General features: G+C 64.8%; 16 protein-coding genes. 8 read left to right on the top strand and 8 right to left on the bottom strand.

Going from position 1 to position 19595, the window contains the following annotated elements; all coding sequences use genetic code 11:
* Positions 1 to 47: 47 nt before the first annotated feature.
* Entirely contained in the window at positions 48 to 2057 is a 2010-nt protein-coding gene (locus BcanWU425_RS29940) for a methyl-accepting chemotaxis protein (protein ID WP_204513845.1), read from the top strand.
* Between the two features lie 59 nt (positions 2058 to 2116).
* On the opposite strand, the gene BcanWU425_RS29935 is transcribed toward BcanWU425_RS29940, so the two are convergent.
* The 3 genes from BcanWU425_RS29935 to BcanWU425_RS29925 all read right to left on the bottom strand — a co-directional run bounded on the left by BcanWU425_RS29935 (position 2117) and on the right by BcanWU425_RS29925 (position 4514).
* Positions 2117 to 2803 carry a glutathione S-transferase family protein gene (locus tag BcanWU425_RS29935; protein WP_204513846.1) on the bottom strand — a complete coding sequence of 229 codons (687 nt, stop codon included), beginning with the start codon at positions 2801 to 2803 and terminating at the stop codon, positions 2117 to 2119.
* 132 nt (positions 2804 to 2935) lie between these two features.
* On the bottom strand, positions 2936 to 3262 hold the full coding sequence (locus BcanWU425_RS29930) for a hypothetical protein (protein WP_018454920.1): 327 nt from the start codon (positions 3260 to 3262) through the stop codon (positions 2936 to 2938).
* Positions 3263 to 3383: 121 nt separating this feature from the next.
* Positions 3384 to 4514 carry a site-specific DNA-methyltransferase gene (locus tag BcanWU425_RS29925; protein WP_085352624.1) on the bottom strand — a complete coding sequence of 377 codons (1131 nt, stop codon included), beginning with the start codon at positions 4512 to 4514 and terminating at the stop codon, positions 3384 to 3386.
* 400 nt (positions 4515 to 4914) lie between these two features.
* Here BcanWU425_RS29925 and ypfJ point away from each other — a divergent pair, with 400 nt between their 5' ends.
* Positions 4915 to 5850 carry a KPN_02809 family neutral zinc metallopeptidase gene (gene ypfJ / locus BcanWU425_RS29920; protein WP_204513847.1) on the top strand — a complete coding sequence of 312 codons (936 nt, stop codon included), beginning with the start codon at positions 4915 to 4917 and terminating at the stop codon, positions 5848 to 5850.
* A 134-nt stretch (positions 5851 to 5984) separates the two neighbouring features.
* Positions 5985 to 6548, top strand: a complete 564-nt coding sequence (moaB, locus tag BcanWU425_RS29915; protein ID WP_204513848.1) for a molybdenum cofactor biosynthesis protein B — start codon at positions 5985 to 5987, stop codon at positions 6546 to 6548.
* Between the two features lie 244 nt (positions 6549 to 6792).
* Here the strand turns inward: moaB and BcanWU425_RS29910 are convergent, their stop codons facing one another.
* The 4 genes from BcanWU425_RS29910 to BcanWU425_RS29895 all read right to left on the bottom strand — a co-directional run bounded on the left by BcanWU425_RS29910 (position 6793) and on the right by BcanWU425_RS29895 (position 12304).
* Complete coding sequence (locus BcanWU425_RS29910) at positions 6793 to 7719, bottom strand: bifunctional helix-turn-helix transcriptional regulator/GNAT family N-acetyltransferase (RefSeq protein WP_085352622.1); 927 nt, start codon at positions 7717 to 7719, stop codon at positions 6793 to 6795.
* 63 nt (positions 7720 to 7782) lie between these two features.
* Positions 7783 to 8358 carry a glycosyl transferase gene (locus BcanWU425_RS29905; RefSeq protein WP_204513849.1) on the bottom strand — a complete coding sequence of 192 codons (576 nt, stop codon included), beginning with the start codon at positions 8356 to 8358 and terminating at the stop codon, positions 7783 to 7785.
* 338 nt (positions 8359 to 8696) lie between these two features.
* Entirely contained in the window at positions 8697 to 9881 is a 1185-nt protein-coding gene (locus tag BcanWU425_RS29900; protein ID WP_018454914.1) for an acetate/propionate family kinase, read from the bottom strand.
* An 8-nt stretch (positions 9882 to 9889) separates the two neighbouring features.
* On the bottom strand, positions 9890 to 12304 hold the full coding sequence (locus tag BcanWU425_RS29895) for a phosphoketolase family protein (RefSeq protein WP_204514106.1): 2415 nt from the start codon (positions 12302 to 12304) through the stop codon (positions 9890 to 9892).
* Between the two features lie 211 nt (positions 12305 to 12515).
* Between BcanWU425_RS29895 and BcanWU425_RS29890 the strand changes: the two genes are divergently transcribed.
* The 4 genes from BcanWU425_RS29890 (at position 12516) to BcanWU425_RS29875 (ending at position 16700) form a co-directional block, all read left to right on the top strand.
* Entirely contained in the window at positions 12516 to 13679 is a 1164-nt protein-coding gene (locus BcanWU425_RS29890) for a PA0069 family radical SAM protein (protein WP_018454912.1), read from the top strand.
* Between the two features lie 23 nt (positions 13680 to 13702).
* Positions 13703 to 14158 carry a VOC family protein gene (locus BcanWU425_RS29885; RefSeq protein ID WP_018454911.1) on the top strand — a complete coding sequence of 152 codons (456 nt, stop codon included), beginning with the start codon at positions 13703 to 13705 and terminating at the stop codon, positions 14156 to 14158.
* Between the two features lie 77 nt (positions 14159 to 14235).
* Positions 14236 to 15093, top strand: a complete 858-nt coding sequence (locus tag BcanWU425_RS29880; protein ID WP_204513850.1) for a ribonuclease HII — start codon at positions 14236 to 14238, stop codon at positions 15091 to 15093.
* A 98-nt stretch (positions 15094 to 15191) separates the two neighbouring features.
* A complete protein-coding gene (locus BcanWU425_RS29875; RefSeq protein ID WP_018454909.1) occupies positions 15192 to 16700 on the top strand; it encodes a glycosyltransferase family 39 protein in 1509 nt (502 codons plus the stop codon).
* Positions 16701 to 16763: 63 nt separating this feature from the next.
* On the opposite strand, the gene BcanWU425_RS29870 is transcribed toward BcanWU425_RS29875, so the two are convergent.
* A complete protein-coding gene (locus BcanWU425_RS29870; RefSeq protein ID WP_018454908.1) occupies positions 16764 to 17573 on the bottom strand; it encodes a uracil-DNA glycosylase in 810 nt (269 codons plus the stop codon).
* Between the two features lie 135 nt (positions 17574 to 17708).
* Here BcanWU425_RS29870 and BcanWU425_RS29865 point away from each other — a divergent pair, with 135 nt between their 5' ends.
* A complete protein-coding gene (locus tag BcanWU425_RS29865; protein ID WP_018454907.1) occupies positions 17709 to 19370 on the top strand; it encodes an electron transfer flavoprotein-ubiquinone oxidoreductase in 1662 nt (553 codons plus the stop codon).
* Positions 19371 to 19595 lie beyond the last annotated feature (225 nt).

Raw genomic sequence — 19595 nt, 5'->3', positions numbered from 1 at the left:
ATTAGGCCGGCCGCTCGAATTGACATGCATCTGGGTGGACAGTGGGAATGCCGAGTTTTCGTTTGCGGATCAGGGGACGCCTGTACGCAGGTTTCATGGCCTTGGTGGCGGTTGGTCTTGTGATGGCGGTGGTCGCCATCTGGAATTTGCGATCCGTCCAGGATCAGGTCGCAAAACTCTCCGCGTTGTCGGACAGCACGGCGCGCGTCCTGGAGATATCGACCCATCTTCAGGCCATCCAGCGGGCCAATCTGCGCTACATTTACGACGCCAACGAGCCTGCGATGCGGGAGGCTGCCGAGCGAGAGGCCGCGGCGACCGGGCTGTTGCAGCTGGGAGCAAAGGGCCCCCTCTCGGAGGAGCGGCGGAAGCTCTACGACGATCTGATCGCCGACATCGCCAAAATGAAAAGCCTGCGTGACAGTCTCGGCGACGCCGTCAACGAGGCGCGGACCGGCAAGGCGACGCTGTTGCCGAGTGGCGAAGAGCTGACCGTCAAGATGGCCAAGCTGGTCGATGTGGCCCGTGCCGCCGCCGACGACGACACGGTGTCGCTCGTCGCGGACCTCGAGTCCCGGGTCCTGCTGGTTCGAATCGCGAACTGGCGCTTCCTCGCCCTGCGCGACGCCAACGGGCCCACCGCCTTCAGAACCAATGTCGACAGGGCGGTGCAGCGGCTGGCGGCCGTCGAAAGGAGCCCGCAGGCGGCGGACCTTCGCTCGTCTTTGACGCCAGTGAAGACCGCTCTCGGTATCTACAAATCCGCGTTCGAAACCACCTCTGCGGCGATGCTGCGGTCCGACGAGATCTACCACAAGGATCTCGCACCGCTCATCTCCGCGAGCATAGCCAAGCTCAAGGTCGCGGAAACCGCCTTGAAGACGGATTACAAGGATTCGCGCACCGCGGCCGATGCTGTGATCGACGGCACGACCTCGCTGCAGGAGATCGCGGGCGGCCTCGCCGTCCTGTTCGGACTGATCGTCGCCTTCCTGACCGCCCGCAGCATCGTGCGGCCGCTGACCTCGATGACGCGCGCAATGGGGCTGCTTGCCGGCGGCAATCTCGCCGTCGAGATCCCCTCGCGCGGCAAGGTCGACGAGATCGGCGACATGGCCAAGGCGATCGACGTCTTCAAGACAAACATGATCGAGACCGAACGGCTGCGCCAAGAGCAGACCGCAACCGAGGCCCGGCAGGCCGAGAGCCGCAAGGCCGACATGGCCCGGCTCGCCAGCCGGTTCGAGCAGGCGGTGGGCGAGATCGTCGATACCGTATCCTCGGCATCGCACGAGCTCGAGGGCTCGGCCGGCACCCTGACCGCGACCGCGAGGCGCGCTCAGGATCTCTCCACCGAAGTGCAATCCGCCTCCCAGGAAGCCTCGGCCAATGTGCAGGCGGTCGCCTCCGCGACCGAGGAGTTGTCCTCCTCGGTGACGGAGATCGCGCGCCAGGTGCAGGAATCGGCGCGCATAGCGGGCGAAGCCGTCGGTCAGGTGAGCAAGACCAACGCGCGCGTCAGCGAGCTCTCCAAGGCTGCAGCCCGCATCGGCGACGTGGTCGAGCTGATCAGCACCATCGCCGGCCAGACCAACCTCCTGGCGCTGAACGCCACCATCGAGGCGGCGCGCGCGGGTGAAGCCGGCCGCGGCTTCGCCGTGGTCGCCTCGGAGGTCAAGGCGCTCGCCGAGCAGACCGCGAGGGCCACCGGTGAGATCGCCCAGCAGGTCTCGGGCATCCAGGCTGCGACGGAGGAGTCGGTCGGCTCGATCAGGGAAATCAGCGGCACCATCGAGCGGCTGTCGGAGATCTCGTCGACGGTCGCCGCCGCCGTGGAGGAGCAGGGTGCGGCGACGCAGGAGATCTCCCGCAACGTCCAGCAGGCGGCCCAAGGCACGCAACTCGTGTCGTCCAACATCGGCGACGTGCAGCGCGGGGCGTCCGAGACCGGCTCGGCGTCTTCGCAGGTGCTCTCGGCGGCACGCTCGCTGTCGGCCGACAGCAATCGCTTGAAGCAGGAAGTCGCCAACTTCCTGAGCTCGGTCCACGCCGCCTGAGCCTCAAGAAGCAAAAGGCCACGCGCATGCGCGTGGCCTCGCATTGTGACCTGAGACGATCAGGCGACTTTCGTCGTCATGTGCTTGAACATGTTGCTGCGCGCCTCGTCGTCCATTTCCGCCTTGAAGGTGAACTTGTCCTTCAGCGCGATCGCGCGCGTCGCCGCAGGCCGCGCCGTGACCTCGTCCACCAGCCGCTTGACGTTCGGGTATCGCGCGAAGGCATCGTCGCCGAGCTTGAACGGCACCATCCGCGCCCAACCCCACAGCGCCATGTCGACGATCGAATAGCTGTCGCCGACCATGTAGCGGCGGACTTTGAGGTGGCCGTCGAGAATCTTGTAATGGCGATCGGTCTCGAACTGATAGCGGTTATGCGCGTAGTCGTGGTTCTGGTCTTTCGGCGCAAAATGCTTGAAGTGCACGGCCTGGCCCGAATACGGCCCGACGCCGGTGGCGACGAACATCAGCCATGACAGCATCTCGCCGCGAACATTGGCGGCCGGCAGGAATTTGCCGGTCTTCTCGGCGAGATACAGCAGGATGGCGTTGGAATCGAACACGATGGTGCCGTTGTCGTCGATCGCCGGCACCTTGCCGTTCGGATTGATCTTCAGGTAGTCCGGCGTGAACTGCTCGCCCGTGCGGGTGTCGATCTTCACCGGCTCGAAGGGCAGGCCGGCCTCTTCGAGATAAAGCGCGACCTTGGTCGGGTTCGGCGAACCGTTGAAATAGAATTTGAGCATCGGGCATCTCCCCTGTGTTTGTTGGCTGAGAGTGGAGTCAGCAACATGTCCGCAAGCGGCCTTGTCTTGCCTGAACCTTATCGGGGAGGGCAACCGGCGAGTTTGCCGGGCGGCGTCTGCGCGTCACGCAGATCAGCCGGCGTAACAAAGGCCGATCGCCGCCGTAATGACCATGGCCGCGCCCACGACCTCCAGGCGCAACCCGAGCCGGGTAGCGATATGCATGTCGGAGGCCCGCGCCGCGCGCTCCGATCCGCGCGCGTAGCCGTGAACGATGACGTCGTGATTGAAGCTGTCGTGGGCCTCGTTGCTGCTGGCGAGCCCGACACAGACCACGAGCACGCCGAACAAGGCGAGGCCGAAAAATCCCAGCAGCGCGATCAGGAACATCGGAAACATGCCGACCAGAAAGATCGGCAGCAGCGGCACCAGCAGCAATGTCTCGGACTGTCGTCGCATGGCTCGACCGGTCAAGACGGGGCGTAGGCGGTCAATCTAGTCCCGCCGGCCGCTGTATTCAACCAGTCTCGTCATTCCGGGGCCGCGCCAGGAGGCGCGCTCCGGGACGACGAAAGGAAGGCTACCCCGCCGCCATGCCGGCGCGGATCTCGGCGCGCAGCTCGTCGATCAGCTTAAGACCCTTCTTGGTCTCGATGTGCCAGAAGGTCCAGCCGTTGCAGGCTTGCGCGCCCTGCGCCACTGCGCCCATGCGGTGGATGGAGCCGACCTTGTCGCCGAACATGATGGCGCCGTCGGCACGCACCAGCGCGCCGAGTTTCTTCTTCGCGTCGAACAGCTTGGTGCCGGGCATGATCATGCCACGCTCGATCAGCTCGGAGAACGCCACACGCGGCGCTTCGCGCGCCGTCATGAACGGGGCGAGGCTTGCCTCCGGAAGCGGCTCGATCGCGGCGATGCGCGCTTCGGCCGCTTTCGCATAGGTCTTGTCGCGCTCGAAGCCGATATAGGAGCGGCCGAGGCGCTTTGCGACCGCGCCGGTGGTGCCGGTGCCATTGAAGGGATCGATCACGAGATCGCCGGGTTTGGAGGACGACAGCAGCACGCGCGCCAGCAGGCCTTCCGGTTTCTGCGTCGGGTGCACTTTCTTGCCGTCGGCGCCCTTGAGGCGCTCCTCGCCGGTGCAAAGCGGGATCAGCCAGTCGGACCGTGCCTGCACGTCCTCGTTGGCGGCCTTCAGCGCCTCGTAGTTGAACGTGTAGCCCTTGGCCTTCTCGTCCCGCGCGGCCCAGATCATGGTCTCGTGCGCATTGGTGAAGCGGCGGCCGCGGAAATTCGGCATCGGGTTGGTCTTGCGCCAGACGATGTCGTTCAGCAGCCAGAAGCCGAGGTCCTGCATGATCGCGCCGACGCGGAAGATGTTGTGATAGGAGCCGATCACCCAGATCGTCGCCGACGGCTTCATCGCGCGGCGGGCGGCGAGCAGCCAGGCGCGGGTGAAATCGTCATAGGCGGAGAACGAATCGAACTTGTCCCAGTCGTCGTCGACCGCATCGACATGAGATTCGTCGGGGCGCTTGAGATCGCCCTTAAGCTGGAGATTGTAGGGTGGATCGGCGAACACCAGGTCGACCGAACCAGCCTGAAGCTTCGACATCTCGGCGACGCAATCGCCGAGGACGATGCTGTGCGAAGGAGACTCAAAATTTGTGCGGGGCGCCCTTGCAGACGCCCCGCGACGCGACTCTACCATGACTCAAGAACTCTGACTCAGGCGACGCTGTCGGCGACGCGGGACCAAACAACCGACTGACCGTTACATTGAAGCGGCAAAGTAAAAATCGACTTAACCCGTGGCTTTCGTGAACAGCCCTCACATCGCGCCTTGCACGCGGCTCGCTCCGCGCATTCTCCATGTTTTGCAGTGTATTTCGCGTTTCTTCGCGTTGCGGCTGTGATCGGAGCGCAAAAAGACTCAAAATTCCTCTCGGAAAAAATTGCTCGATGCCCGGAAAAAATTGCTGGCATTGCCATGCTGTCGCACTAGGCAATAATTGCCGAGCGGGATATTGATTAACGCAACGGAAACGTATGTGGCGCGTTGAGCTTTCGCGCTTTCGCGCCGAATTGAGCTAGGACCGAGGGAAGCCGCCATGCGCTACGATGATTTCCGCCGCAGCGACGACATCGAGGATCGTCGCGACGATGGTGGCGGCGGCGGTGGAGGAGGCGGGTTCGGCCTCCCCATGGGCGGCGGCGGGCTGGGGATCGGTACCATCATCGTGCTCGGCCTGGTCGGCTACGCCTTCGGCATCGATCCGCGCATCCTGATCGGCGGCGCCGAGATACTCACCGGCGGCGGCCAGGCGCCGTCCTACCAGACCGATCGCCAATCGTCGTCCAACGCCAAGCGCGGCGCGCCGACCGACGAGATGGGCAGCATGATCTCCGGCATCCTCGGCGAGATCGACGATCGCTGGAGCGAGATCTTCCAGGCCTCCGGCCAGTCCTTTACCGGTCCAAAGGTCGTGCTGTTCCGCAACGTCACCAATGGCGGGCGCTGCGGCCGGGCGGAGGCGGCGATGGGACCGTTCTATTGTCCGCCCGACAGAACCATCTTTCTCGACACCGGTTTCTTCCGCGAGGTCGAGACACGTTTTCGCGGCTGCTCCGGCAAGTCGGCCTGTAACTTCACCACCGCCTACATCATCGCCCATGAGGCCGGCCATCACATCCAGAACCTGCTCGGCATCATTCCGCGAGTGACGCGGTTGCAGCAGCAGGCCGGCAGCAAGGCGGAGGCCAATGCGCTGCAGGTGAAGGTCGAATTGCAGGCCGACTGCCTGTCCGGTGTCTGGGTCAATCGCGAGGCGAAGAAGCGGCCGAACTTCCTGGAGCCGGGCGACATCGACGCCGCACTCACCACGGCGAGCGCGATCGGCGACGACACGCTGCAGCGCCAGTCCACAGGCCGCGTCGTGCCCGATTCCTTCACCCACGGCTCGGCGGCGCAACGCAAACAATGGTTCATGACCGGCTACCAGCAGGGCACCGTCCAGGCCTGCAACACGTTTGGGGGCGGACAGTAGGGGTTATCCGTCATCCTGAGGTGCTCGCCAATTGGCGAGCCTCGAAGGATGGCGAGCCCGTGGCCCATCCTTCGAGGGCGCAAGAGCGCGCACCTCAGGATGACGTCTGTGGTCTGTGAAGAAGGTGCGTTGCAATGACCTCCATCGACGAAACAAAACAGTTCGTCCCGCTCAACATCGCGGTGCTCACCGTGTCGGACACGCGCGCGCTGGCGGATGATAAATCCGGCCAGACCCTGGCCGACCGTCTCACCGCTGCCGGCCATCATCTCGCCGCGCGCGAGATCGTCACCGATGACGTCGAGGCGATCCGCACCGTCATCCGCCGCTGGATTGCGGACGCAGGTGTCGACGTCGTCATCACCACCGGCGGCACCGGTTTCACCGGGCGCGACGTCACGCCGGAGGCGATCGAGCCCTTGTTCGAGAAGCGCATGGACGGTTTCTCGATCTCATTCCACATGCTGAGCCACGCCAAGATCGGAACGTCGACGATCCAGAGCCGCGCCACGGCCGGCGTCGCGGGCGCAACCTACATCTTCTGCCTCCCAGGTTCGCCCGGTGCCTGCCGCGACGGCTGGGACGGCATCCTCAAAGCCCAGCTCGACTACCGCACGCGCCCCTGCAATTTCGTCGAGATCATGCCGCGGCTGGACGAGCACCTGCGCCGGCCGAAGGCCCGGGGCGCGACGGTGTAGTTGGACATTTCTTCTCCGCTCATGTCGGCCGAAGCTTTAGCGAAGGCGGATGCGGGAAAGGTGGCATAGGCCGCCTTCGGCCGCCCGTCCTTAAAGAATGCCGAAGCGAAGCTTGGGTATCTATCGGCACGGAGTGCTCGGAGACATACCCCTCGCCCTAGTGAGTGTGCGTCTGGCAGCATCGCTGCCCTCTCCCACAAGGGGCGAGGGCGCATACATGCGCCTCTCGCTCGTTGCGAGAGTTCTACAGATCCCGCTCCCACGTTTCCCCAATCAGATCCTGCCCGAAGCTGTGATGCGGCTCGCTCTTCACGAGCTTGAAGCCTGCGCTTTGATAGATGCCACGCGCGGCGACCAGGATGCTTTGCGTCCACAGCGTCATCTTGCTGTAGCCCCTCTCGCGCGCACCCTGGATGCATTGGTCGACCAGCGCGCGGCCGACACCGAGTCCCCGCGCTTTCTTTTCCACCTGCAACAGGCGCAGCTTGGCGATCTGGTCCGTGGCCTTGACCAGAAAGATAGAGCCGACCGGCTCTCCGCCCACTTCCGCAATCCAGCAGTGCTCGCGGGCGGCGTCATAGTTCTTGATGAACTGTGCGCAGATCTCGGCGACCAGGGCCTCGTAGCTGATATCCCAGTTGTAGTCGGCCGCATAGGCGGCGGCCTGCCGGGAGATGACCCAGCCCATGTCGCCGACGCGATGGCTGCGCAGCATGAAAGCCGCGGGGTGGCTTCGATGCTCCAGCACGGCCTCGATGGTCGCCATAGCCTGCGTGAGCCGCGTTGCATCGCTGGTCGAAAGCTGAGCCAGCATTGCGGCGACCTCATTTTGCGAGCCCAGGTTCAGCTTGGCAAAGGCCTGGCGCCCCTTGGCGGTGAGGCTGAGCTGGTATTGCCTGCGATCCGCGGGCAGGGCCCTGCGGGTGATCAGGCCCTTTTCGTCGAAGCTTTGCACGATCCGGCTGAGATAGCCGGGGTCGAGGCCAAGCTCGTTGCCGATCTCCTTGGCGGCAAGGTCGTCCCGTTGCGCGAGCTCGTAGAGCACGCGGGCCTCGCTGAGCGAGAACGGGCTCTTGCCAAGGTGCTGGTCGAGCACGCCAAGCTTGCGGGTGTAGAAGCGGTTGAAGGCGCGGACCGCTGCGATGTGGTCGTCGGTAGGATTGAACGACAAGGGTCACCTCCGATATTTGCCATTGTCAAATAATTATTTGACCTTGGCAAGTATCGAGGTGCCTCAGCCGACCATGACGATCCGGCTGCGCAGCATGATCCGCGACGAGCGGCCGAGCCGCCGGAGCAGCCGTGCCTCGGAGTGGCGGGCTTGGGGCGGGTAGCCGCCAATGCGGTCGTAGTGATCACGCGCGATCAAAAGTCCCTGATCGCCGAAGGGACCGACGAGCTTGCGCATCAGGGCCCGGAGGATGTGGCGGAAGCCGGCATCGGCGTAGGGCGAGCGCGCATAGCGGAAGACGGCCGCACGATCCCGGCCGCTGGTCGAGACGGACTGGATGAACTGGGTGGTTTCCTCGATCCAGCCGGTTTCCAGCACGGCGCCCGCGGGCAGGAACATCAGCCAGGACGAACGGGCCTGGAGTGCGCCGGCGGCGAGCGCGGCGCCTTGAGTGGATCCTTCGAAGCCGATGAAACGGCAGCCCGCGACGTCGGCAACGCGCTCGATGACGCCATTGCGGGTGCCGTCGACCAGGAGCACTTCCCGGATGACGCCTGCGGCGGCACCGGGTACCAGCGCGGCCAGAGTTGCGACGGCCGTCTGCTCGACGCCTTCGGTCGGAATGATGACGCTCAGCATGATGGAAGCTTCACTGTCCACACTTCGGGAGAAGCGTAGCTCATTATGAGGGCGTCATAAAACATGGCGCTGCCGAGTGCAACTTTCCGGCCGCGCCTCGGCAGACGATGGTAAACCGCTGCAGCCCTCGCATCCAAATATGTCCCGTACGGGGCGGCGATATTGCCGAATGTGTCGCCCCAGCCTGTCCTGTCCGTATTAATCCGGAGGTGAGCCGCAATATTGCGCGGCGCGCCGGCCGTTCGCAATCATGCAAGAGGAGGATGCGATAGCGGACGAGCGCGAGGACGGGAAAACGTGCAACCACGCTGCTGACGAGGGCTTCGAATGAACGCCGGTCAACTCGCTGTTCGCAGCACCGCCGCACAATGTCGTGCGATCATCAGTTCCTCATTCGTTGGAATGACGAAGACATCGACTGCGCTATCGCCATCGTTGATGCGCTCGCGCGCCGCATCATTCGCAGCGGCATCGATGCGCACGCCGAGCCAGTCGAGACGCTCACCGATCGCGCTGCGGATTTCGCTGGCATGCTCGCCGATGCCGCCGGTGAAGACCAGGCAGTCTAGCCCTGCAAGCGTTGTCGCCATCGCCGCCACCTCCTGCGCGGCGCGGAAGGTGAAGAGCTCGACCGCCTCCCGCGCCGCAGCTTCGCGGCTCGCAAGCAGCATGCGCATATCCGACGCGATGCCGGAGACGCCGAGCAGGCCCGATTCGTGGTAGAGTAGGTGCTGGACATCTTCGACCGACATCTTCTCGTGCTGTTGCAGATAGAGCAGCACGCCCGGGTCGAGCCTGCCGCAGCGCGTGCCCATCACCAGCCCGTCGAGCGGCGTCAGTCCCATCGTGGTGTCGATGCTGCGGCCGTCGCGCAAGCCGCACAGGCTCGCGCCGTTGCCGAGATGCGCGATCACAGTGCGCTTCGCCACGAGCTGCGGCGCGATTCGGGCGAGCCGTCCCGCGACATATTCGAACGAGAGGCCATGAAATCCGTAGCGCCGGATGCCGCGCTCTTCATAACGTCGCGGAATGGCGAAGCGGCTGGCGGGCGGCGCAATGCCGTGGTGGAAAGCGGTATCGAAGCAGGCGATCTGCGTCAGGTCGGGCCTGATCGCCGTGATAGTGCGGACCGGAGCCAGGCAGCGCGGCTGGTGCAGGGGCGCCAGCGGCGTCAGCGCTTGCAGCTTTGCGGTGACATCCTCCGTCAGCTCGACCGGAGCGGAATAGTCCGGACCGCCATGGACGACGCGATGGCCGACGGCGCGCAAGCGATGGTCGCCGAAACGATCCTCGATGAAGCCGAGCACGTCGGCGAACAGATGATCGCTGGCCGCATCCGATGCTTCCCTCCGTTTCTCGAACAGGTCTTCGCCCGCGGGACTCTTCACGACGAGCCGCGGCTTCGTCTCGTGCTCGTCAAGCAGGCCCTTGCAGAGCAGGGCGGGCTCGGCCGCCGAGATATCGAACAGGCCGAATTTGATGCTCGACGATCCCGAGTTGAGAACGAGAACCGTGTTCGACATGGCTCTCCTCAGTCGCCTGCCTCTGCCGGCGTGTTGCCGCCGGCGCTGTTCTGCCAGACCCATTCCTCGATTTCCGGCATGTCCTCGCCGTGTTCGCGCACATAGCGCGAATGCTCGATCAGCTTGTCGCGGAATTGCTGCTTCACCTGCGCCGCCCTGGTCGCGAGCCCCGGCACGCGCTCGATCGCCTCGATCGCGAGGTGATAGCGGTCGAGCTCGTTGAGCACGACCATGTCGAACGGCGTCGTCGTGGTGCCTTCCTCGGCAAAGCCGCGGACGTGCATGCCGGCGTGGTTGGTGCGGTTATAGGTCAACCGGTGGATCAGATAAGGATAGCCGTGATAGGCGAAGATCACCGGCTTGTCGCGCGTGAACAGGCCGTCGAAGTCGCGGTCGGACAAGCCGTGCGGGTGCTGCTCCCTGGGTTGCAGCGTCATGAGGTCGACGACGTTGACGACGCGGATCTTCAGCTCGGGCAGCGCCTTGCGCAGCAGGTCGACGGCAGCGAGCGTTTCCAGTGTCGGCACGTCGCCGGCGCAGGCCATCACGACACCGGGCTCGCCATTCGCATCTTCCGTGCCGGCCCAGCTCCAGATGCCGATGCCGGCGGCGCAATGCGTGGCTGCCTCCTGCATCGACAGCCATTGCGGCGCCGGCTGCTTGCCGGCGACGATGACGTTGATGCGGTCATAGGTGCGCAGGCAGTGATCGGCGATCCACAGCAGCGTGTTGGCATCCGGCGGGAAGTAGATGCGGACGATGTCGGCCTTCTTGTTGGCGACGAGATCGACGAAACCGGGATCCTGATGGCTGAAGCCGTTGTGGTCCTGACGCCAGACATGCGAGGTGAGCAGATAGTTGAGCGAGGCGATCGGTCGCCGCCACGGCAGATGCCGGGTCACCTTCAGCCATTTGGCGTGCTGGTTGAACATGGAATCCACGATGTGGATGAACGCCTCGTAGCAGGAGAAGAAGCCGTGCCGGCCCGTGAGCAGGTAACCCTCTAACCAGCCCTGGCAGAGATGCTCGCTCAGGACTTCCATCACGCGTCCGTCCTGGGCGAGATGCACGTCGTAAGGTTTTGTCGGCTCCATCCAGACGCGTTCGGTGGCCTCGAACACCGCATCGAGCCGGTTCGACGCAGTCTCGTCCGGGCCCATGATGCGGAAGTTGCGGGCCTCGGTGTTGAGGCGGATGACGTCGCGCAGGAATTTCCCGAGCTCGCGGGTTGCCTCCGCCACGACGCCGCCCGGCTGCGCTACTTCGACGGCGAAACTGCGGAAGTCCGGCAGCTTCAGCTCCTTCTTCAGAAGGCCGCCATTGGCGTGCGGATTGGCGCCCATGCGGCGATTGCCTTCGGGCGCGAGCGCCTGGAGCTCGGCAATGAGCGCGCCGTTCGCGTCGAACAGCTTTTCCGGCTCGTAGCTGCGCATCCAGTCTTCGAGAATCTTCAGATGCGCTGGGTTCTCGCGACAGTTCGCGACGGGCACCTGATGCGCCCGCCAAAAGCCCTCCACCTTCTTGCCGTCGACTTCCTTGGGGCCGGTCCAGCCCTTCGGGCTGCGCAGCACGATCATCGGCCAGCGCGGACGTTCGACGCTCTTGCGGCCGTCGCGGGCGTGCTGCTGGATCGACCGGATGCTGACGAGCGCGACGTCGAGCGCGTCTGCCATGGCCCGGTGCATCAATTTGGGATCGTCGCCCTCGACGAACAGCGGCTCGTGGCCGAGCCCGCGGAAGAGATCGCGGATCTCGTCGTCGCGCATCCGGCCGAGCACGGTCGGATTGGCAATCTTGTAACCGTTGAGATGCAGGATCGGCAGCACCGCGCCGTCATGCGCAGGATTGAGGAATTTGTTGGAGTGCCAGGACGCGGCGAGCGGGCCGGTCTCGGCCTCGCCGTCACCGACGACACAGGCGACGATCAGGTCGGGATTGTCGAAGGCCGCGCCATAGGCATGCACCAGCGCGTAACCGAGCTCACCGCCTTCGTGGATCGAGCCCGGCGTTTCCGGCGCCGCGTGACTCGGGATGCCGCCGGGGAAGGAGAATTGCCTGAACAGCTTGCGCAACCCCGCGGTATCGCGCGCGATATCGGGATAGAGCTCGCTGTAGCTGCCTTCGAGATAGGTGTTGGCGACCATGCCGGGGCCGCCGTGCCCGGGACCGCAGACATAGATCACGTTCAGGTCCAGCGCGCGGATGACGCGGTTGAGATGGGCATAAATGAAGTTCAAACCGGGCGTCGTGCCCCAATGGCCGAGCAAACGCGGCTTGATGTGCTCGGGCCGTAAGGGCTCGCGCAGCAGCGGATTGTCGAGGAGATAGATTTGCCCAACGGAGAGATAGTTCGCGGCGCGCCAATAGCGGTCGAGCAGATCGAGGTTGCTGCTCGCTGCGGCCAATTGTTGTTGATTTGTCATGTTCTTGCCGACCTTCACCCAACGATCGTCATCAACCATGTTCCGCGACGATCGATCCCTCCCGTGATCAAACGGAATCGTGGTCACGCTGGTGTTGCGTGAAGTCAAAAACCCCCGCCCGAAATTTGGGCAGCTCGACTGTGCATGGGGTTGTTTTCACGTTTTTTGTTTGTGTTCTTGATTTGTTCCTTTGACATGCTATCTTGGCTTCATGAGTCCAGCATCCTCTCATGCTCTCAAGCACCCGCCGGTCACGGCGCCCTCCGAGCCGGCGGGTGCGCCTTCTGACTTCCCTGAGCTGGCGGTCGCCATCGACCGCCAGCGCAGGCGAGGCCGGGGCGCGCAGTCCAACGCCAGCGGCCGGTTTGAGGCCGAGGCGCGCGTCGCATTCGACGATGGCTGGCAGAGCCTTGAAGAACTGCCCCCGTTCAAGACCACGGTCGGGATCGACACCTCGCGCAAGGTGATCACCCGCAACGAATCTCCCGACATCGGCTTCGATCGTTCGATCAATCCCTACCGCGGTTGCGAGCACGGCTGCGTCTATTGCTTCGCGCGGCCGACGCATGCCTATCTTGGCCTGTCGCCGGGGCTCGACTTTGAGTCGAAGCTGTTCGTGAAGCCCGAGGCGCCGGCGTTGCTCGAGAAGGAGCTTGCGGCGCCGGGCTACGAGCCGCGGATGATCGCGATCGGCACCAACACCGATCCCTATCAGCCGATCGAGCGCGAGCGCAAAATCATGCGCGGCATTCTGGAGGTGCTGGAGCGCGCCGGCCATCCCGTCGGGATCGTCACCAAGTCGGCGCTGGTCGTGCGCGACATCGACATTCTCGCGCGAATGGCCAAACGCAACCTCGCCAAGGTCGGGATCTCCGTGACCTCGCTCGATCCGAAACTAGCGCGCACCATGGAGCCGCGGGCGTCCACGCCGCCGAAGCGGCTGGAGGCACTGAAGCAGCTTTCCGAGGCTGGCATTCCGACCACCGTCATGGTCGCGCCCGTGATCCCCGCGCTGAACGATTCCGAGATCGAGCGCATCCTGGATGCCGCCGCCCATGCCGGCGTCAAGGAGGCCTCCTACGTGTTGCTGCGGTTGCCGCTCGAGGTGCGCGATCTCTTTCGGGAATGGCTGATGGCGAACTATCCGGACCGGTATCGCCACGTCTTCACGCTGATCCGCGACATGCGCGGCGGCCGTGACTACGATGCGAAATGGGGCGAGCGCATGAAGGGCACCGGCCCGATGGCCTGGACCATCGGCCGCCGCTTCGAGATCGCTTGCGACAGGCTCGGGCTGAACAAACGGCGCGCCAAGCTGACGACGGATCATTTTGCCAAGCCGAAGCGGAACGGCGATCAGCTCAGCCTGTTCTGAGGGACGAAGTGAGAGAGGCGTCTATGAGTAAGGAACCGCCAGCTCCTATCCCGCGGCTGACCGTCATCACGCTGGGCGTGAACGACATCCGCGCCAGCATTGCCTTTTACGACGCGCTCGGTTTCTCGCGCCGGCTCAAGGTAACCGGCGAGACCGTTGCGTTCTATGACACCGGCGGTCCGGTGCTCGCGTTGTTTCCCTGGGATCAACTCGCGGTCGACGCCAAATTGCCTGATCATCCGAGGCCATCGACGTTCCGCGGCATGACGCTCGCCTGGAATTGCCGCGCGCGTGAGGAGGTGGATGCGGTGCTGGTCTTCGCCGTCAGCAAGGGAGCCGCGTTGCTGAAGGCAGCACATGAGACCGACTACGGCGGCTATTCCGGCTATTTCGCCGATCCTGACGGCCATCCCTGGGAGGTCGTGGTCGCGCCCGGCATCGACGTCGGCGAGGACCGGCGGGTGCATCTGGCGGAATAGGGCGGCTGGCTTGAATAACGGGAATTGTTCGAGGTTCCCGATTGCGCAGGCCATGCCGCTTGCGCACGATCCCGGCCATGATTCGGGATCAATCCGCAAAGAAGCCGGCCAAAGGCGCGCCCAAAAAGGCTGCGCCTAAGAGCGAGAAGGCTGCGCCTGAGAACAAGAAAGCTGCGCCCAAAAAAATCGCCAAGGCGCTGGCCGGCACAAAGAGCGCCATCATCGTTGCCCCAAGCTTCCGCCGTGAGCGCGCGCTGATCAAGCGCGGCGTTTGGCCGGTAGCGGGCTGCGATGAGGCGGGCCGCGGGCCACTGGCCGGTCCGGTGGTGGCGGCGGCGGTGATTCTCGATCCCGACCGCATCCCGCGCGGCATCGACGATTCCAAGCGCCTGACGGCCGAGGAGCGCGAAAGGCTGTTCGGCAAGATCTGCGCGACCGCCCAGGTCTCGGTGGCCGTCGCCTCGCGCTCCCGCATCGACCGCGACAACATCCTGCGCGCCTCGCTGTGGGCGCTGAAGCGCGCCGTGGTGGCGCTGCCCCAGCAGCCGCGGCACGTCTTCGTCGACGGCCGCGACCGGCTCGACACGGAATGCGATTGCGAGGCCGTGATCGGCGGCGACGGCATCGTCCTGTCGATCGCAGCGGCCTCGATCATCGCCAAGGTAACGCGGGACCGCCTGATGTGCGCGTTGGCGCAGGACTGTCCCGGCTACGGTTTCGAGCAGCATAAGGGCTACGCCGTGCCCGAGCACCTCGACGCGCTCAACCGCCTCGGTCCCACCGTCCACCACCGCAGCTTCTTCGCCCCCGTCGCCGCCGCACGCGCCAAGCACATGCCCTGGACGGTCGAGCCGGCGCAGGATCTGTTTGCGGTGACCGAGATCGAGCTGCAGGTGGACGCGAGCCTGGAAGTCGACGCGTCGGCAAATCTCTAGACGAGACTCAGTTGCCACGACGCGTCACGCCCTTTATCAAAACAGTCGTGAGCGAATAGGGCCGGCTTCACGGGTTGGCTGCATCTTTCGGACGTTGCATGCGGTTTACCTCCCTGGTCATCGAGCTCATTCGCGCGCGGCCGCGGCTGATCGTCTGGATCGCCGTGCTGCTCCAGGCCGCGATGTGGCTGTTCGTGGCGCTGGTGTTTTATCGCAGCCCGCCCGGCAGTCTCGCGACCCTGCTGGCCTTCGGCCGCGAATACCAGGTCGGCACCGATCTCGGGCCGCCCTTGCCGGTCTGGCTCGCCGACATCGCCTATCGCGCTGCCGGCGGCCACCTGTTCGGTGTCTACGTGCTGGCCGAGCTCTGCGGGATCGCGACGTTGATCACGCTCTATCATCTGTCCCGCGCGGTGGTCGGCCCCCAGCAGGCAGTGCTGGCCGTGCTGCTGACCATGACGCTGCTGGCCTTCTCCTCGCCCACACTCGACTTCGGCCCTCTGGTGCTGGCGCGACCGCTCTGGGCGCTGCTGCTGCTGCATTCCTGGCAGATCATCGGACAGCGCCGCGGCAACGCCTGGTTTGCCTGGTCGATCGAGGCCGGCCTCTTGCTGTTGACGACGCCGGCTGCGATCTTCCTGCTGCTGCTGATCGTCGTCTTCGCGCTCGCAACCGCGGACGGCCGCCGCACGTTGCGTGCCTTCGACCCGCTGTTTGCGCTGGTGGTCGTCGCCGTGCTGGCATTGCCCTATGCCGTCTGGCTGACGCGCGCCGAGGCGCTCGTCCTGCCGGCCCTGCCTGAGGTCGCCCAGCTCAATGCCCGTGCGCTGCACGCGGCCTGGCTGCTCGGGGGGCTCCTGCTCGGTGCGGCGGCGATCCCGGCGCTGACCGTCCTCAACACCGGCCTGTTCGTGCCCAAGAGCGAGGAGGCGCCGATCATCTACCGCCCGCCGGTCGAGCCGCTCGCACGTAATTTCGTCTATTTCTTCGCGCTGGCGCCGGCGCTCGGCGCGGTGCTGATCTCCGGCCTGCTGGGCCTCGACGCCGTCGTCGGCGGCGCCGGCGTCGTGCTGGTGTTGTCGGGGCTTGCCGTGGTCGTGGGGGCCGGCGATCTCATCGCGATGCGCCGCGCGAGGATGCTGCGGATGGTCTGGGCGGCTGCCGTCGTGGCGCCCGCAATCGGCGTCGTGCTCGCCGTCCTGCTGCTGCCGTGGACCGGTGCCAACGAGATCGCGACCTCGATGCCGGCCCGCGCGATTTCGGACTTCTTCGACGAGAGCTTTGCCCGCCGCACCAATCATCGCCTGCGCGCGGTCGCCGGCGAGACCCAGCTTGCGAGCTTGATCACGCTGCATTCCGGCCGGCCGCATCTCTTCATCGATGCCGAGCCCGCGCGTACACCCTGGATCAATCAGGCCAAATTCAGCGAGACCGGCGGCGTCGTGGTCTGGCGCGCTTCCGATACCGCCGGCACGCCGCCGCCGGACATCCTCGCGCGCTTTCCCGGCATCGTGCCGGAAGTCCCGCGCGCCTTCGAATGGCTGGTGACCGGACGCCAGCAACTCCTGCGCATCGGCTGGGCCATCGTGCGGCCGAAGGGGACTTAGTTGCTCGCTCTTTCGGTGGTCATTGCGAGGAGCCCTTGCGACGAAGCAATCCACAGCCGCCCCTCACGCCTCCGCCAGCACCTTCGCGATCGCGCGCAGATCCTGCCAGGCCAGCCGCTTGTACGACGGCGAGCGCAACAGATAGGCGGGATGGAAGGTCGGCAGCGCGCGAATGGTGCGCCCGCCCGTCTCGTAGTCGAACCAGCGGCCGCGGGTACGCATGATGCCTTCGCGGGTCGACAGCAGCGTCTGCGTCGAGGGATTGCCGAGTGTCACCAGCACCTCCGGATTCACCAGCTCGATCTGGCGCTGGATGAACGGCAGGCAGATTTGCGTCTCCTGCGGCGTCGGCGTGCGGTTGCCGGGCGGCCGCCAGGGAATCACGTTGGCGATGTAGGCCGTGGTGCGGTTGAGGCCTATGGCTCCTATCATCAAATCGAGCAGCTTGCCGCTGCGCCCGACGAAGGGCAGCCCCTCGATGTCCTCGTCGCGGCCCGGTGCCTCGCCGACGAACATGATGCGTGCCTGCGGATTGCCGTCGGCGAAAACCAAACGTGTCGCCGTGTGCTTCAGCGCGCAGCCGTCAAAGCTCTGCATCAGCTCGCGCAGCGCCTCCAAGCTTGGCGCGGTGCGTGCGGCCTCGCGCGCCGAGGCGATCGCGATGTCGGGCGCAGGTGCCGCCTCGCCGCGCATCACCGCGGGCGCGGCGACCGGCCGTGGGGCCTCGACTGGAGGTGGCGCGCGCGGGGCCGGAGGTGGAACATCCAATTCCGCCAGGCGGTCGATCGGTTCCTCCGCGAGCGTGCAATCGACTCCGGCCTCCAGATAGAAGGCGAGCAGCTCTCGGACCGTGGGTGCGGGTTCTGGGATCATCGGAAAGTCTGACTATTAGTCCAGTTTGGGGCGCCTTGCACCCCGGCGAAACGCATTTCCGAGGTTGTCCTACCCGGAAAAATCGGAAACAAGAGGGCGCAATCGACCAAGGACCGTCTCAAGGGCTGAGATCAGATGAGCACCGAAGAACTTCCCCCGCGCGAATCCATGGAATTCGACGTCGTCATCGTCGGCGCCGGTCCCTCGGGCCTGGCTGCGGCGATCCGGCTGAAGCAGATCAATGCCGATCTCAATGTCGTGGTGGTGGAGAAGGGCTCCGAGGTCGGTGCGCATATTCTCTCCGGCGCCGTGATCGATCCGGCCGGGCTCGACAAGCTGATCCCGGACTGGCGCGAGGATTCCGATTGTCCGCTCAAGACGCAGGTCAAGGACGACCGCTTCTTCTGGTTCACCGAGACCAGCGCGATCAAGCTGCCGAACTTCATCATGCCGCCGCTGATGGACAATCATCACTGCTATATCGGCTCGCTCGGCAATGTCTGCCGCTGGCTGGCGCGCAAAGCGGAAGCGCTAGGCGTCGAGATCTATCCCGGTTTTGCCGCGGCCGAAGTGCTCTATGACGACAATGGCGCGGTGCGCGGCATCGCCACCGGCGACATGGGGATCGGCCGGGACGGCAAGCCGAAGGACTCCTTTACCCGTGGCATGGAATTGCTCGGCAAGTACACGCTGTTCGCCGAAGGTGCGCGCGGCAGCCTGACCAAGCAGCTGATCTCGAAATACGCGCTCGACACCAAAAGTGAGCCGCCGAAATTTGGCATCGGGCTCAAGGAAGTCTGGCAGATCGATCCGGCCAAGCATCAGAAGGGCCTCGTGCAGCACGCGGTTGGCTGGCCCTTGAACAACAACACCGGCGGCGGCCTGTTCTTCTACCATTATGACGAGAACCTGGTGTCGATCGGTTTCGTCGTTCATCTCAACTACAACGACCCCTATTTGTCGCCATTCGACGAATTCCAGCGCGTCAAGAACCATCCGGCCGTCCGCGCGACGCTTGAAGGCGGCAAGCGGCTGGCTTACGGCGCGCGCGCCATCACCGAAGGCGGGTACCAGTCGGTGCCGCGGCTGAGCTTCCCGGGCGGTGCGCTAATCGGCTGCGCGGCCGGCTTCGTCAACGTGCCCCGGATCAAGGGCGTGCACAATGCCATGGGCACCGGCATGCTCGCGGCCGAACATGTTAACGTGGCTCTCGCTGCGGGCCGCGCCAATGATGAGCTGGTCGAATACGAGAACGGTTGGCGCGATTCCGTCGTCGGTAAGGACCTCTATCCTGTCCGCAATGCCAAGCCGTTGTTGTCGAAGTTCGGCACCTTCATCGGCGCCGGGCTCGGCATCTTCGACATGTGGTGCAACACGCTGTTCGGCGGCTCGCTATTTGGCACCCAGTCGCACGCGAAGCCCGATCGCGCGACGCTCGATCCGGCCAAGACCCACGCGCCGAGAACCTACCCGAAGCCGGACGGCAAGATTTCCTTCGACAAGCTCTCGTCGGTGTTCCTGTCCAATACCAATCATGAGGAGGACCAGCCGGTCCATCTCAAGGTCACGGACATGAACCTCCAGAAGACCTCCGAGCACGACGTGTTTGCCGGTCCCTCGAATCGCTATTGCCCGGCCGGCGTCTATGAGTGGATCGAGGAAGGTTCGGGCCCGCGCTTCCAGATCAATGCCCAGAACTGCGTTCACTGCAAAACCTGCGACGTGAAGGACCCCAACGGCAACATCACCTGGGTTCCCCCGGAGGGCGGCGGCGGTCCGAACTACGAGGCCATGTAGGCTGGGGTCAGCAAGTCACGATCCATGTGACCGAGGCCAATGTGACCAGAGTTGCGTGATCTTCGCCCTGTGACGCACGTTCGCGTGAGAACCCGGCCGCGGTCCCCGTGGTCACGATAAGGCCATACTGGCGGCGTCTTGGGGCGCTCTTGACGGGTCACTTGGCCGATTTGTGCCGTGCGGAGGGGATCGCCCGGCCCGAATCCTTGCGGTGAAGCGCCAAAA

The organism is Bradyrhizobium sp. WU425, assembly GCF_021052305.1.
Taxonomy (GTDB): domain Bacteria; phylum Pseudomonadota; class Alphaproteobacteria; order Rhizobiales; family Xanthobacteraceae; genus Bradyrhizobium; species Bradyrhizobium canariense_D.
Note: the sequence above shows the minus strand (reverse complement) of the source record. Positions and strands in the feature narration are given on the sequence as shown.